This window comes from Bradyrhizobium sp. LA2.1 (assembly GCF_040547725.1).
GTDB lineage: Bacteria > Pseudomonadota > Alphaproteobacteria > Rhizobiales > Xanthobacteraceae > Bradyrhizobium > Bradyrhizobium barranii.
Map to the genome: position 1 here is coordinate 57,201 of NZ_JBEPQI010000013.1, position 14,728 is coordinate 71,928.

General features: G+C 66.2%; 9 protein-coding genes. 7 read left to right on the forward strand and 2 right to left on the reverse strand.

Features of this window, described 5'->3' with window-relative positions; genetic code table 11:
- The first annotated feature begins 304 nt into the window (after positions 1 to 304).
- The 7 genes from ABIB95_RS24820 (at position 305) to ligA (ending at position 11,012) form a co-directional block, all read left to right on the forward strand.
- Positions 305 to 1,333: a cell division protein FtsQ/DivIB gene (locus tag ABIB95_RS24820; protein WP_354242872.1), complete on the forward strand. Its 1,029-nt coding sequence runs from the start codon at positions 305 to 307 to the stop codon at positions 1,331 to 1,333.
- On the forward strand, positions 1,330 to 2,652 hold the full coding sequence (ftsA, locus tag ABIB95_RS24825; protein ID WP_071910400.1) for a cell division protein FtsA: 1,323 nt from the start codon (positions 1,330 to 1,332) through the stop codon (positions 2,650 to 2,652). Before ABIB95_RS24820 ends, ftsA begins: the two co-directional genes overlap by 4 nt.
- A gap of 87 nt (positions 2,653 to 2,739) precedes the next feature.
- Entirely contained in the window at positions 2,740 to 4,536 is a 1,797-nt protein-coding gene (ftsZ, locus tag ABIB95_RS24830) for a cell division protein FtsZ (protein ID WP_071910402.1), read from the forward strand.
- A 364-nt stretch (positions 4,537 to 4,900) separates the two neighbouring features.
- Positions 4,901 to 5,863: a UDP-3-O-acyl-N-acetylglucosamine deacetylase gene (lpxC, locus tag ABIB95_RS24835; protein ID WP_208088185.1), complete on the forward strand. Its 963-nt coding sequence runs from the start codon at positions 4,901 to 4,903 to the stop codon at positions 5,861 to 5,863.
- Positions 5,864 to 6,122: 259 nt separating this feature from the next.
- Complete coding sequence (locus ABIB95_RS24840; RefSeq protein ID WP_028147628.1) at positions 6,123 to 7,010, forward strand: outer membrane protein assembly factor BamD; 888 nt, start codon at positions 6,123 to 6,125, stop codon at positions 7,008 to 7,010.
- Between the two features lie 23 nt (positions 7,011 to 7,033).
- On the forward strand, positions 7,034 to 8,704 hold the full coding sequence (recN, locus tag ABIB95_RS24845; protein WP_071910406.1) for a DNA repair protein RecN: 1,671 nt from the start codon (positions 7,034 to 7,036) through the stop codon (positions 8,702 to 8,704).
- A 154-nt stretch (positions 8,705 to 8,858) separates the two neighbouring features.
- A complete protein-coding gene (gene ligA, locus ABIB95_RS24850; protein ID WP_354242875.1) occupies positions 8,859 to 11,012 on the forward strand; it encodes an NAD-dependent DNA ligase LigA in 2,154 nt (717 codons plus the stop codon).
- Positions 11,013 to 11,240: 228 nt separating this feature from the next.
- On the opposite strand, the gene ABIB95_RS24855 is transcribed toward ligA, so the two are convergent.
- Together ABIB95_RS24855 and ABIB95_RS24860 are read right to left on the reverse strand one after the other, a co-directional pair.
- Positions 11,241 to 12,521 carry a multidrug effflux MFS transporter gene (locus tag ABIB95_RS24855; protein WP_354242878.1) on the reverse strand — a complete coding sequence of 427 codons (1,281 nt, stop codon included), beginning with the start codon at positions 12,519 to 12,521 and terminating at the stop codon, positions 11,241 to 11,243.
- A gap of 336 nt (positions 12,522 to 12,857) precedes the next feature.
- Positions 12,858 to 14,687 carry an aminopeptidase P family protein gene (locus ABIB95_RS24860; protein ID WP_354242881.1) on the reverse strand — a complete coding sequence of 610 codons (1,830 nt, stop codon included), beginning with the start codon at positions 14,685 to 14,687 and terminating at the stop codon, positions 12,858 to 12,860.
- Between the last annotated feature and the right edge of the window lie 41 nt (positions 14,688 to 14,728).

Genomic DNA, 14,728 nt, shown 5'->3' on the forward strand with positions numbered 1-14,728 from the left:
CCCAAAACCGGTAAAATGCCGGACATCGCGGCATAAATGCCTCACACGCCTGGGCAAAACGCATCCCGCGTTAACGAAGTTTACCTTTTGTTTACCAGGACGTCCGAAGGTTAACGCTGGCGGCGCATATGACGCTTTGGCTGCCGGCGCGTGGGCTGTTGCGGGTGATGTCACCTCCAGCGAACGCTTTGAAGGGGAGAGGTTTTCTTCTTCTGAAGACCAGCACCCGGCCCGGCAAGTCCGAGACGTCATGTTCGCCAGGACCCGCGCGATGTCGCGGGCTAACTGTTGACGAGCTCGTGCAATGGATGGTGCAGGAAGCCTCACCCGGTCGTTTCTGAGATCGCTGAGGCCCCAAGCTGACCTGAAGGCGGCCGCTATCGGAGCGGTCGTGCTTCTGCGCGAGTGGGTGCAGGACAAGCGCGACCAGAAGCGCGCTGCCGCCCAGAACAAGATCAGGTCCAAGACCAAAGCCAAGCCCGTCGTCGAGCGCGAGCCGCCGCCGCGCGTGGTCGCGCTGGTCGAGCGCTATGCGCCGCGCCGGGTCGGGATCACCATGACCGTTCTGCTGCTGGTCGGAAGCTGCGGCTTCGGCATCGTCAGGGGCGGCCACCTCCAGGATTTCATCGCCGCAGTCAGCGACACCCGCAACGCGCTGGCCAATTCTGCGGGCTTCCGCATCACCTCTGTCGTGATCAACGGCCGCAAGCAGCTCAGCCAGGACGAGATCCTCGCGGTCGGCGGGGTCAGCGGCCGCTCCTCGCTGCTGTTCCTCGACGCCGACGTCGTGCGCGACAAGCTCAAGGCCAATCCCTGGATTGCGGATGCGACCGTGCTGAAGCTCTATCCGGGCCGGCTCATGATCGACATCACCGAGCGCCAGGCGTTCGCGCTGTGGCAGGAGGGCGGCCGCCTCTCCGTCATCGCCGATGACGGCGCGGTGCTCGAGCCTTACGTCTCGCGCCGGTTCCTGTCGCTGCCGCTCGTGGTCGGCAAGGGCGCCGACACCCAGGCGCGCGATTTCCTGGCGCTGCTGGCGCGCTATCCGCAGATCAATTCGGTGACCAAAGCCGCGATCTATGTCGGCGAGCGGCGCTGGAACCTGAGGCTCAAGGATGGCCTCGACATCCGTCTGCCCGAGCAGGACGTCGGCAACGCCCTCGCGACGCTGTCCCGGCTCGACAAGGAGGACAAGCTGTTCTCCCGCGACATCGTCGCCGTCGACATGCGCCTGCCCGATCGCCTGGTGGTGCAGCTGTCCGACGACGCCGCCAAGGCGCGCGAGGACCTGTTCAAGGACAAGAAGAAAAAGAAGGCCGGGGACGCCGCATGACCGGTCTTGATCGCACCCAGACCCCGAAGACGCGCCCGATGCCGCACAAGCGCGGCGGCATCGTCGCCTGCCTCGATATCGGCACCAGCAAGATCGCCTGCATGATTGCGCGGCTGAGGCCGTCGGCGCCGAGCGAAGCCCTGCGCGACCGTACCCACGCGGTGGAGCTGATCGGTTACAGCCAGATCCAGTCGCGCGGCATGAAGGCCGGCGCGGTGATCGATCTTGCCGAATGCGAGCAGGCGGTACGCCAGGCCGTCGGGCTGGCGGAGAAGATGGCCAAGGTGCGGGTCGAGTCCGTGCTGCTGTCGGTCTCCGGCGGCCGGCTCTCCGGCCAGCTGGTCGAAGCCGCCGCCGACATCCGCGGCGGCGCCGTGACGCCGGCCGATGTCAGCCGCGTCACCTCGACCGGCATGCGCCACGCCACCGGCGAGGGCCGCACCGTGCTGCACGCGCTGCCGGTCGGCTACACGCTCGACGGCGTCAAGGGCATCCGAGATCCGCGCGGCATGGTCGCGCATCAGTTCGGCGTCGACATGAACGTCGTCACCTGCGAGGCCACCGTTGCCCGTAACCTGATGCTGGCGGTAGAGCGCTGCCACATCAATGTCGAAGCCATGGCAGCGAGCCCCTATGTGGCCGGCCTGTCGGTGCTGACCGACGACGAGGCCGATCTCGGTGCCGCCGTCGTCGAGATGGGCGCGGGTACCACGACGATCGCGGTCTATTCCGGCGGCCGCTTCGTGCATGCGGCGGGCTTTGCGGTCGGCGGGCAACACATCACGATGGATCTCGCGCGCGGACTCTCCGCGACCATTGCCGATGCCGAGCGAATCAAGACGTTATATGGGACCGTCATCACCGGCGGATCGGACTCGCGTGAGCTGATGTCTGTACCGACAGCCGGTGACGAGCAGGATCTGCCGCAGATCGTCTCCCGCGCGACCATCGCCAACATCGTCAAGCACCGTGCCGAGGAAGTCTTCGAAATGGTTCGGGACAAGCTGAAGGATTCGCCCTTCGCCTCAGAGCCCAACGGCCGCGTCGTGCTCTCCGGCGGCGCCTCGCAGCTCACCGGACTCGTCGAACTCGGCACACAGATTCTCGGCCGGCCCGTGCGGGTCGGACGTCCGCTCGGTTTCGGCCGGCTGCCCAACGAGGCGAAGAACGCCGCGTTCGCGGTGCCGGCCGGGCTCCTCGTCTACCCGCAATATGTTCATCACGAGCATGTCGAACCGCGGCATACGCGGCAGCAGGTCAAGACAGGGACGGGCGGTTATTTTGGAAAGGTCGGACGATGGCTACGCGAGGGCTTCTGATGAACCGGTTCCGCAACCTTCGCATTTCACCAACTCCCGCGGCCGCCGGCCGGGGCGAACCCACGCGCGCGTGATCGAGAGGCAAACATGACCATCAGCATCAATGTTCCTGATATTCACGAATTGAAGCCCCGGATCACCGTGTTCGGCGTCGGTGGCGCCGGTGGCAACGCCGTCAACAACATGATCACGGCGGGCCTCCAGGGCGTCGACTTCGTGGTCGCCAACACCGACGCGCAGGCGCTGACGATGTCGAAGGCGCAGCGCATCGTGCAGATGGGCACCGCGGTCACGCAAGGCCTCGGCGCGGGTTCGCAGCCGAACGTCGGCGCGGCGGCGGCGGAAGAGGTGATCGACGAACTGCGCGACCATCTCTCGGGCGCCAACATGGTGTTCGTCACCGCCGGCATGGGCGGCGGCACCGGCACCGGTGCTGCTCCCGTCATCGCCAAGACCGCGCGCGACATGGGCATCCTCACCGTCGGCGTCGTGACCAAGCCGTTCCACTTCGAGGGCGGCCGCCGCATGCGCACCGCCGAGGCCGGCATCAACGAGCTGCACAAGGTCGTCGACACGCTCCTGATCATCCCGAACCAGAACCTGTTCCGGGTCGCCAACGAGAAGACCACCTTCGCCGACGCCTTCGCGATGGCCGACCAGGTGCTCTATTCCGGCGTTGCCTGCATCACCGACCTGATGGTCAAGGAAGGTCTGATCAACCTCGACTTCGCCGACGTTCGCGCCGTCATGCGCGAGATGGGCAAGGCGATGATGGGTACGGGCGAAGCTTCCGGTGACAAGCGCGCGTTGACCGCCGCTGAAGCCGCGATCGCCAACCCGCTGATCGACGATAGCTCGATGAAGGGCGCCAAGGGCCTCCTCATCTCGATCACCGGCGGCAAGGACCTCACCTTGTTCGAGGTTGACGAAGCCGCGACCCGCATCCGCGAGGAAGTCGATCAGGACGCCAACATCATCGTCGGCGCGACCTTCGACGAAGCGCTCGACGGCCTGATCCGCGTCTCGGTCGTCGCCACCGGCATCGAGCAGGCAACGATCGCCCGCAACACCCAGGCCACCAGCGCCCCGGTCGCGAACGCGGCGCCGCAGCAGATTCAACAGGTGCAGCAGGCTCCCGCTGCTCCGGCCGCCGCTGCCGAGAGCCGTCTCGCCGATCTGACCGCGCGTCTGCGCGCCGACAATCAGCGCATGGCCGAGCGCGCCCAGAAGCTGGAAGCCCAGATCCCGGCCGCCGCCCCGACCGCGCCGCGTCCGAATGTCGAGCGCGCCGCGCTTGCCGCCATCGCGGCTGCCGTTGCCGAGGTCCCGCAGGCGCCCGCGCCGATGCAGACCTATGGCGACGTCACGGTACGCCCGATCGCGCAGAAGCCGACGCTGTTTCCGGAGCCTGACATGGCCCCGGTCGCGATGCAGGAGCCGATGACGCCGGAAACTTTCATCCCGCCGCAGGCCGAGCGTGGGCCGGTCCGTGCACCGCGGATGCCGCGTATCGACGAACTGCCGATGCCGGCCCAGGCCGAGCTTCGCCAGGCCCGCGGCGAGGTTGAAGAAGAGACCCCGCAGAAGACCCGCCTGTCGCTGCTCCAGCGCCTCGCCAATGTCGGCCTCGGCCGCCGCGACGAGGAGAGTGAGGCGCCGGTCGCAGCCCGCACCGCCGGTCCCGCGATGCCGCCGCTGCCCGATCGCCGGCCCCAGAAGAGCGTGGCGCAGCAGATCGCGGCAAGCGAGCCGGTATCGGAGTATGCCCGCCGTCCTGCGCCTCAGGGCCTGGACATGCATGGTCGCCCGGCACCTGTTGCGCCGGCGCCACAGGGTGACGACCATCTTGATATCCCGGCCTTCCTGAGGCGTCAGGCGACCTGAGGATTGTTACAATAGGGCCGACGAAAAAAGGTCCCGGCGGGAAGCTTGCCGGGACCTTTCCTTTGGTCCCGTGCATGCCCGGATTGCGGGATCAAACAACTGATTTTAAATCATTAATTACGCATTTGGTGGTTCAGTAAAACTGCCGATAACGGCCCCAAACTCCGGCGCAATTTGGTTAAGCCTTGGCGCGAATACGGCAGGTTTGGGGTAACAATCGGTAAAAAAGCGTGAGTTGGCGCTGTTTGAGGCTGTGACTATGGTTTGCCGTGACTTGGGGATACGGAGATTCGCAACCGTCGGCACTGGCCGGCCAAGCGGGCCTAGTATAAGTCGCAGTGGGTCGTAGTGGGGCGGATTCCTGATGAAATTTAGCCGGCAAACAACGCTTCGTGCGCAAGCCACCGTGGCCGGCGTTGGCGTTCATTCCGGTCTTCCCGTCACTCTCACGCTGGGGCCTGCGCCCGTCGACGCGGGTTTTGTTTTTGTCCGCACCGGCCTCGAGGGAAGTGACCGTGAGATTCAGGCGACCGCCGACCAGGTGATCGCGACCGACTTCGCCACCGTCCTCGGCGATCGTGACGGCCCGTTGGTTTCCACCGCCGAGCACGTGCTTGCTGCTCTGCGGGGCATGGGCGTCGACAACGCCACCATCGAGATCGACGGACCGGAAGTGCCGATCATGGACGGCAGCGCCGCGGCCTTCATTGCCGCGATCGACCAGGCCGGCATCGTCAGCCAGCCGGCACAGCGCCGCTTCATTCAGATCTTGAAGCCGATCTCGGCCAAGGTCGGTGACTCCTTCGGCGAGATCCGGCCCCACGCCAACGGATTCCGCGTTGATATCGAGATCGACTTCACCAATCCCGTCATCGGCCAGCAGAGCTACGGCTTCGATCTGAGCCCGGAGCGCTTCCGCCGCGAAGTCGGCCGCGCCCGGACTTTCGGCCTGATGTGCGACGTCGCCCGGCTCTGGAGCGCGGGTTACGCACTCGGCGCCTCCTTCGACAACACCGTCGTGTTCGACGACGAGCGGCTGCTCAACACCGAGGGCCTGCGCTACGCCGACGAATGCGCCCGCCACAAGGTGCTGGACGTGATCGGCGATCTCGCGCTGGCCGGCCTGCCGCTGCTTGGCGCCTATCGCTCGGTGCGTGGCGGTCACAAGCTCAACCACGCTGTCCTGACCGCGCTGCTCGCCGACCGTACCGCCTGGCGGGTGGTCGAGGGCGAGGCGGTCCGCCGCACCACGCGTCCCGTGGGCGAAGTCGGTCGCGGCATCGTCGGCGGTCGCATCGCCGCGGCCTACGGGCCGGACGTGTCCTGAAGAGACCTGTCGCCACTGGCGTTCTGTTGCCGCCGGCGTTTGGCGGCGGCTCCCGGGAAACTCCTGGTAACGATGATCGGCTAGGATTGCGGCGCGTTCGCCTTAATCCGGGCGAAATGCCTGCCTATCCGGTTGGTTCGAGATCGTTTTTCGGTTACACGGCGTGGTCGCATGGCAGGCACCACGGCTACATTTCGCGCCCATGACGGGGTTCATGGGCTGGCGGACACCGCATCACAGGGCGTCAGGGCTTAAATTCATGTCGGCACAGCGTATGACGCGCGGATATCTCTCGGTCTCGCCTGGAGTCCGCGGGCTGCTTCAAGCCGCCACCTTCGTGGTGCTCGCGCTGCCGCTGGCCGGCTGCGGCACCGGCGCGCTCTGGGACAAGTTCACCGCCAAGGACGACACCTTCACCGAGGAGCCCGCCGACAAGATCTATAATGAGGGCCTGTACCTCATGAACGAGAAGAAGGACATGAAGGGGGCGAACAAGAAGTTCGAAGAGGTCGACCGCCAGCATCCTTATTCCGACTGGGCCCGCAAATCGCTGTTGATGTCGGCCTATGCCTCCTACCAGGGCGGCGACTATGACGGCTGCATCGGCGCCGCGACCCGCTACGTCACGCTGCATCCCGGCAGCCCGGACGCGGCCTATGCGCAATACCTGATCGCCGCCTCCCATTACGATCAGATCCCGGACATCAGCCGCGACCAGGCCCGCACCGAGAAGGCGATCGCCGCGCTGGAAGAGGTGAACCGCAAATATCCGAACTCGGAATATGCGACCTCGGCCAAGGCCAAGATCGAGGGTGCGCGCGACCAGCTCGCCGGCAAGGAAATGAACGTCGGCCGCTATTACATGCAGAAGCGCGACTACACGGCGGCGATCAACCGCTACAAGGCCGTCGTCACGCAGTACCAGACCACCCGCCATGTCGAGGAGGCTCTGTTCCGGCTCACCGAGGCCTATATGACGATCGGCATCGTCGCCGAGGCGCAGACCGCAGCCGCGGTGCTTGGCCACAATTTTCCTGACAGCCGCTGGTACAAGGACGCCTATAATCTTGTAAAATCCGGGGGTCTCGAGCCGAGCGAGAATCAGGGTTCCTGGATGAGCAGGGCCTTCAAGAAGATAGGCCTTTAGTCTCGGCTAGGAAATTTGATTCCATGCTGGCGCGTCTGTCGATCCGTGACATCGTCCTGATCGAGCGGCTCGATATCGAATTCGCCACCGGACTTGCGGTTTTGACCGGTGAGACCGGTGCGGGCAAATCCATCCTGCTCGATGCCTTTGCACTGGCGCTCGGCGGCCGCGGCGACGCCGGGCTCGTGCGCCATGGCGCGGAGCAGGGGCAGGTCACCGCCGTCTTCGATATCCCCAAAAATCACCCCGCGACGAAGATTCTGGCCGAGAACGGCCTGGATGATACCGGCGAGATGATTCTCCGCCGGGTGCAACTCGCCGACGGCCGCACCCGCGCCTTCATCAACGACCAGTCGATCAGCGTGCAGACGCTGAAGGCGGTCGGTGGCGCCCTGGTCGAGATCCACGGCCAGCATGACGAGCGCGCGCTGGTCGATGCCGCCACCCACCGCCGCCTGCTCGACGCCTTTGCCGGGCTCGAAAAGGACGTCGCGGCCGTGGAGGCGCTCTGGGACGCGCGCCGCACCGCGAACACCGCGTTGGAGGAGCATCGCGCCGGCATGGAGCGCGCCGCGCGCGAGGCCGATTATCTGCGCCACGCCTCCGACGAGCTGAAGCAGCTCGCGCCCAAGGAAGGCGAGGAGACCTCGCTCGCCGGTCGCCGCACCACCATGATGCAGGGCGAGAAGATCGCCTCCGATTTGCGCGAAGCGCAGGAAGCCGTCGGCGGCAATCATTCGCCGGTCGCCTCGCTGTCGGCCGCGGTGCGCCGGCTGGAGCGGCGCGGTGTCAACTCGCCGGCGCTGGTCGAGCCCGCCGTGAAGGCGATCGACGTCGCGATCAACGCGCTGGAGGAAGCCGACCAGCATCTCCTGGCCGCGCTCGCCGCGACCGATTTCGATCCGGGCGAGCTCGAGCGCATCGAGGAGCGGCTGTTCGCGCTGCGCGCCGCCTCGCGTAAATATTCGACGCCGGTCGATGGCCTCGCCGCGCTTGCCGCCAAATACGCTGCCGACGTCGTCCTGATCGATGCCGGTGCTTCGCGGTTGAAGAAGCTGGAGCAGGCGGCGATCGAGGCTGACGCGCGCTATGCCGCTGCCGCCAAGAAACTGTCGATGGCGCGGCAGAAGTCGGCGGACAAGCTCAACAAGGCGGTCAACGCCGAGCTCGCGCCGCTCAAGCTCGAACGCGCCAAGTTCATGACGCAGGTCGAGACCGATGAGGCCGCGCCGGGCCCGCAGGGTTTCGACCGCGTCGAGTTCTGGGTGCAGACCAATCCCGGCACCAAGCCGGGTCCGATGATGAAGGTCGCTTCCGGCGGCGAGCTCTCGCGCTTCCTGCTGGCGCTCAAGGTCGTGCTGTCCGACCGCGGCTCGGCGCCGACGCTGGTGTTCGACGAAATCGACACCGGGGTCGGCGGTGCGGTCGCGGACGCCATCGGTGGGCGGCTCGCGCGGCTTGCCGGCAAGGTGCAGGTGATGGCCGTGACCCACGCTCCGCAGGTCGCCGCCCGTGCCGGCCAGCATCTGCTGATCTCCAAGGATGCGCTGGACAAGGGCAAGCGCGTCGCCACCCGCGTCAATGCGCTGGCCGCTGACCACCGCCGCGAGGAGATCGCCCGCATGCTCGCCGGCGCCGAGATCACGGCCGAGGCGAGGGCGGCCGCCGATCGGCTGCTCAAGGCGGCGAGTTAGACTTTGTGTCCCGGATGCGCGTAGCGCGAGCCGGGACACGGAATGCTGCCACACAGGCCCCGGCTCTGCAGCGCACGGCTCCGCGCTGCGCAGCGTCCGGGGCACGAGACCAACCGCCTTTACCCTCCCGCCCGCTCCGTCGTATCCAAGCACCATGGCAAGAGCAGCAAAATCCAAAGCAAGGCCGCTTCGCGACGTCGCCGACCTCACCAAGGCGCAGGCCAAGGTCGAGCACATGCGGCTCGCACTCGAACTCGAAGAGCACGACAGGCGCTACTATCAAGAGGACGCGCCCACCGTGACCGACGCCGAGTACGACGCGTTGCGCCAGCGCTTCAACGCGATCGAAAAGCGCTTTCCGGATTTCGTCAGCGCGGAGTCGCCGTCCCAGAAAGTCGGCGCGGCGCCGTCGGGGCGCTTCAGGAAAGTTCGGCATTCCGTTCCGATGCTGTCGCTCGACAACGCGTTTGCCGAAGAGGACGTCCGCGACTTCGTCGGCCGCATCGTGCGCTTCCTGAAGCTCGACGACGACAAGGTCGATTTCTCGGCCGAGCCGAAGATCGACGGCCTCTCGATGTCGCTGCGCTACGAGGGCGGCGAGCTCGTCACCGCGGCGACCCGCGGTGATGGCGCTGAAGGCGAGGACGTCACCGCCAACATCCGCACGCTCGAAGACGTGCCGCAGAAGCTGAAAGGCCGCAACGTCCCCGACATCTGCGAGGTGCGCGGTGAGGTCTACATGACCAAGAAGGCGTTCCTCGCGCTCAACGAGCGGCAGAAGGCGGAAGGCAGCACCATCTTCGCCAATCCGCGCAATTCGGCCGCAGGCTCGCTCCGGCAGAAGGACCCGACCATCACCGCCTCGCGTCCCCTGGGCTTCTTCGCCTATGCCTGGGGCGAGATGAGTGCGATGCCGGAGGGTACGCAGAGCGGCATGATCGGCTGGTTCGAGCGCTGCGGCTTCAAGACCAATCCGTTGACCAGGCTCTGTCATTCCGTCGAGGAGTTGCTCGCGTTCCATCATTCGATCGAGGAGCAGCGCGCAAAGCTCGATTACGACATCGACGGCGTCGTCTACAAGGTCGACCGCATCGACTGGCAGGAACGGCTCGGCTTCGTCTCACGCACGCCGCGCTGGGGCATCGCGCACAAATTCCCGGCCGAGCGCGCCGTGACGGTGCTGCGCGACATCGAGATCCAGGTCGGCCGCACCGGCTCGTTCACGCCGGTCGGCAAGCTCGAACCGGTCGGCGTCGGCGGCGTGATCGTGCAGAACGTCACCCTGCACAACGAGGACTACATCAAGGGCATCGGCAACAAGGGTGAGGTGCTGCGCGAGGGGCGCGATATCAGGATCGGCGACACCGTCGTGATCCAGCGTGCCGGCGACGTCATCCCGCAGGTGGTCGACGTCGTCCTCGACAAGCGGCCGAAGACGGCCAAGGAATTCCATTTCCCGACGAAGTGCCCGTGCCCGCTGCACACCGACGTCACGCGCGAGGAGACGGCGGCCGGCGAAGAGGGCTCGCGCGCCCGCTGCACCGGCGAGTTCGCCTGTCCCTATCAGAAGATCGAGCACCTCAAACTGTTCGTGTCGCGGCGCGCCTTCGACATCGACGGTCTTGGCGAGAAGCAGCTCCAGTATTTCTTCGACGAGGGATGGGTGAAGGAGCCCGCCGATATTTTCACGCTGGAGAAGCGCAATGCGAAGCTGAATCTCGAGGAGATCGAGGGCTACGGCGAAACGTCGGTGCGCAACCTGTTCGGCGCCATCGAGAGCCGGCGCAGAATCGCGCTGGAGCGCTTCGTCTTTGCGCTCGGGATGCGTCATGTCGGCGAGACCACCGCGCTGGCGCTCGCACGCGGCTATGGCTCGTGGGACGCTTTCCACGACGCCTGTCTCAAGGTCGCCAAGGGCGACGAGGAGGCGATGGCCGAGATGGACGCGCTGGACCAGATCGGCGACACCGTGATCAAGAGCATCGCCGACTATTTCGGCGAGAGCCACAATCGCGGCATCGTCGAGCGCCTCACCAAGGAAGTCGAGATCATCGACGCCGAGAAGCCGAAGAGCAATTCCGCCGTCGCCGGCAAGACGGTGGTGTTCACGGGATCGCTGGAGAAGATGACGCGCGACGAGGCCAAGGCCACCGCGGAACGTCTCGGGGCGAAGGTGTCGGGTTCTGTGTCGAAGAAGACCGACCTCGTCGTCGCCGGCCCGGGCGCGGGCTCCAAGCTCGCGGAAGCCAACAAGCACGGCGTCAAGGTGTTGACCGAGGACGAGTGGCTGACGCTGATCGGGGAGTGAGAGAGGCGCGCTCGCGCCACACTCACTCCGCTGTCGTCGCCCGGCTTGACCGGGCGATCCAGTACTCCGAGACGGCTGTGATAGAACCGATGGGCCGCGGCGTACTGGATTCCCCGCTTGCCGCCTACGCTAAAGCTTCGGCGGCCCTGGACCCTCAGCCCCGGCGAAGCCTTGGCGTAGCCGGGTCGCGGGGAATGACATCGAGATTGATGCGAGGCCAATCGCCTCTCACATCATCCCGCTCTCTTCCTCCTCCGCCTGCTCGATCAACTCCTCGCTCACCACCACCTCGCGGCGGGGAACGACGAAGATCATCATGCAGGCGCAGAGCAGCGATATCGCCAGCACCGCCGAGGTCAGCGGCAGCGTCGTTGCGGAATGGCCGCCGAGATAGGCGCCGAATTGCGACATCAGCGCGCCGATGCCCTGCTGGAGGAAGCCCATCGCGCCTGACGCGGTGCCGGCGGCTTCAGGGCGGATGCTGATGGCGCCGGCGGCGGAGTTCGCCATCACGAAGGCATTGCCCACCATCACGATCATCTGCGTGCCGAATAGCCACGCCGGTGCCTCGTTCCAGCCGGTGAAGCTCCAGAGCAGGTTCAACAGGCTGCCGCAGAGTTGCAGGCCGAGCCCGAACCAGATCAGTCTTTCCAGCGAGTGTCGCGGCGCGAAGCGCACGCAGAGCAGATTGCCGACGAGATACGCAAAGCCTGTTGTCGCGAACCAGGCGCCGTATTCGGCACTGGTCCGGCCCATCTGCGTCACCACGATGTAGGGGCCGCCGCCGGCGAAGGTGAAGATAATCTGGGACGCCAGCACCTGGCACATCACATAGCCGATGAAGGCGCGGCTCTTGATCAAGGTGCCGACGTCGCTGCGAAAGCCGCCGCTGCCGACCGCGCGATCGCGGCGGGTCTCGGGCAGCGCGATTGCGATGCCGATTGCGACCGCGATCGCGGCGATGGTGACGGCGTAGAAGATCGCCCGCCAGCCGAATGCGGTCTCGATCAGGCCGCCGGTGAGCGGTGAGACCATCTGGCCGATCATCAGCGCTGCGATCACGAGGCTGATCATGGAGGCGACGCGGTCGCGCTCGTAGATATCGCGGATGATGGCGCGGCTCACCACCATGCCGGAGGCGCCGCCGAGCGCCTGGAAGAAGCGCGCTGCGATCAGTTGCGGCAGGGTTTCGGCGAAGATGCAGGCGATGCTCGCCGCGACCATCAGCGCGAGGCCGCCAAGCAGCACCGGACGCCGGCCGAACCTGTCCGACAGCGGTCCCATGATGAGCTGCGACAGTGCGATGCCGACCATGTACAGCGACACCGTCATCTGTGCGATCGAGATGTCGCGGCCGAACGTCGTCGCCAGCACGGGCAGCGCCGGAACCAGGATGTAGAGCGAGATCGGCGCGATCCCGGTCATGACGACTAGCAGCAGCAACACCACGCGCGAGGTCGCGATGTTTTTCGTCGCCGCGTCCGGCGGCCTGCTGATCATGCCGTGCATAGTCGTCCGTCTTTCGAAGTCGAATCGACTGTAGCGTGCTCGCGCAAGACGGATATCGGCGTTTCGGAATGCGGCTATTCGGATTTCGGGACGGTTGTGATAACAGCGTGTGGAGACCGTTATCCTACGGGGCGCGTGTGCTGAGATGTTGTGCGGTCGTGCCACATCTTCGGTGTCATTCCCCGCGAAGGCGGGGAATCCAGTATTCCAGAGGCCGTAGTGATTGAATCGAGAGGCTGCGGCGTACTGGATGCCCCGCCTTCGCGGGGCATGACAGCGAGTGTGAGGTGAGAGCGTTGCGCAAATCGCGTAGCGCCATGCATCTCCGGCGCGCGCTTACGCCTTCAGCTCGGCCGTCGCCTGATCGAGCCAGGCCTTCGTCGCTTCGTCCAGCGCCGGGCGCACCTCGGCGCGAACGCGCGCGTGGTAGGCGTTGAGCCAGTCGAGCTCGTCCTTGCCCAGCATCGCGACGTCGACCAGGCGCCGGTCGATCGGCGCCAGGGTCAGCGTCTCGAACGCGTTCATCGGCTTCTCGGCACCCTCGATGTCGGCGGCGACCACCAGCTCGAGGTTCTCGATGCGGATGCCGAAGCCGTCGGTCTTGTAATAGCCGGGCTCGTTGGAGAGGATCATGCCGCGCTTCAGCGGCGTGGTGCCGAGCTTCGAGATCCGGGCCGGTCCTTCGTGCACACTGAGATAGCTGCCGACGCCGTGGCCGGTGCCGTGCTCGAAATCGACGCCGGCGGCCCAGAGATATTGCCGTGCCAGCGTGTCGAGCTGCGCGCCGGTGGTGCCGTCGGGAAACACCGCGCGCGCGATCGCGATGTGGCCGCGCAGCACCCGGGTGAAGCGGTCGCGCATCTCGCCGGTCGGCTCGCCCACGGCCATGGTGCGGGTGACGTCGGTGGTGCCGTCTTCATATTGCGCACCGGAATCGATCAGCAGCAGATCGCCGGGCGCGATGCGCCGGTTGCTCTTGCGGGTGACACGGTAGTGCACGATGGCGCCGTTCGGGCCGGTGCCTGATATGGTCGGGAACGAGACGTCCTTCAGCGCGCCGGTGTCGCGGCGGAACGTCTCAAGCGCTTCGACCGCGTCGATCTCGGTCAGCTTGCCGCTTGATGCCTCGCGGTCGACGAAGGCGAGGAAGCGCGCCAGCGCCACGGCGTCGCGGCGATGCGCCGTCCGTGTGCCCTTGATCTCGGTCGCGTTCTTGACGGCCTTGAGCAGCGCAATCGGATCGCTGCCGCGCACCGGCTTGCCGCCGGCGCTTGCGATCAGCCGGCTGAGCGCGTCGGCCGCGGTGGCATTGTCGAGTGCGATCGCGGCGCCGCTCTTGGCGAGCGCCATCAGCGTCGGCGCCATCGCATCGGGCTCGCGCACGTCGGCGGACTGTTCCAGATGGTCGCGGGTCAAATTGGAGAGTTTTCGGTGGTCGATGAACACGGTCGGCCGGCCGTCCTTCGGCACCAGCGCGTAGGACAGCGGCAACGGAGTATGGGCGACGTCGGCGCCGCGGATGTTGAAGGTCCAGGCCACGGCGTGGCTGTCGGAGAGCACCAGCGCGTCGACGCCGAGCTTGGCGATCTCGCTTTTGATTTGGGTGATCTTCTCGGCCTCGGCGACCCCGGCATTTTGCAGGCTGTGCACGGCGACCGGGGCCAGCGGCGGCTGCGGCCGGTCCTGCCAGATCGCGTCGACCGGGTTGCTGTCGACGGCGACCAGCTCGGCGCCGGCCTTGGCGCAGGCGGCGGCGAGGCGCTCGGCTGCCGAAGAAGTGTGCAGCCACGGATCAAATCCGAGGCGGTCGCCGGCCTTCAGGTGCGTCGATACCCAGCTCTCCGGCGGCGGATCGATCAGCGATTCCACCGCCCAGGCCTTTGCGTCGACCTGCTTGGCCGCCTGGATCGTGTAGCGGCCGTCGACGAAAACCGCGGCCTCATGCGTCAGCACCACCGCCAATCCTGCGGAACCGGTAAAGCCGGTCAGCCAGGCCAGCCGCTCTTCCGAGGGGGGCACATATTCGTTCTGCTGCTGATCGGCGCGCGGAACGACGAAGCCGGTCAGCTTGCGGCGGGCGAGTTCTTCACGGAGCGCGGCCAGGCGCGCCGTCAATGCGACGCCGGCCTCGGGCTCCTCGAATGTCTGGAAGTGTGCTTCGAACATGGCTCAGTTTAGGATCATGAGGATCAGTCCGCAATGTAGAC

Excerpts from the sequence above, each read along its gene's own strand:
- ABIB95_RS24820 (WP_354242872.1), top strand. The coding sequence starts at position 305 with ATGGATGGTGCAGGAAGCCTCACCCGGTCGTTTCTGAGATCGCTGAGG.
- ftsA (WP_071910400.1), top strand. The coding sequence starts at position 1,330 with ATGACCGGTCTTGATCGCACCCAGACCCCGAAGACGCGCCCGATGCCG.
- ftsZ (WP_071910402.1), top strand. The coding sequence starts at position 2,740 with ATGACCATCAGCATCAATGTTCCTGATATTCACGAATTGAAGCCCCGG.
- lpxC (WP_208088185.1), top strand. The coding sequence starts at position 4,901 with ATGAAATTTAGCCGGCAAACAACGCTTCGTGCGCAAGCCACCGTGGCC.
- ABIB95_RS24840 (WP_028147628.1), top strand. The coding sequence starts at position 6,123 with ATGTCGGCACAGCGTATGACGCGCGGATATCTCTCGGTCTCGCCTGGA.
- recN (WP_071910406.1), top strand. The coding sequence starts at position 7,034 with ATGCTGGCGCGTCTGTCGATCCGTGACATCGTCCTGATCGAGCGGCTC.
- ligA (WP_354242875.1), top strand. The coding sequence starts at position 8,859 with ATGGCAAGAGCAGCAAAATCCAAAGCAAGGCCGCTTCGCGACGTCGCC.
- ABIB95_RS24855 (WP_354242878.1), bottom strand. The coding sequence starts at position 12,521 with ATGCACGGCATGATCAGCAGGCCGCCGGACGCGGCGACGAAAAACATC.
- ABIB95_RS24860 (WP_354242881.1), bottom strand. The coding sequence starts at position 14,687 with ATGTTCGAAGCACACTTCCAGACATTCGAGGAGCCCGAGGCCGGCGTC.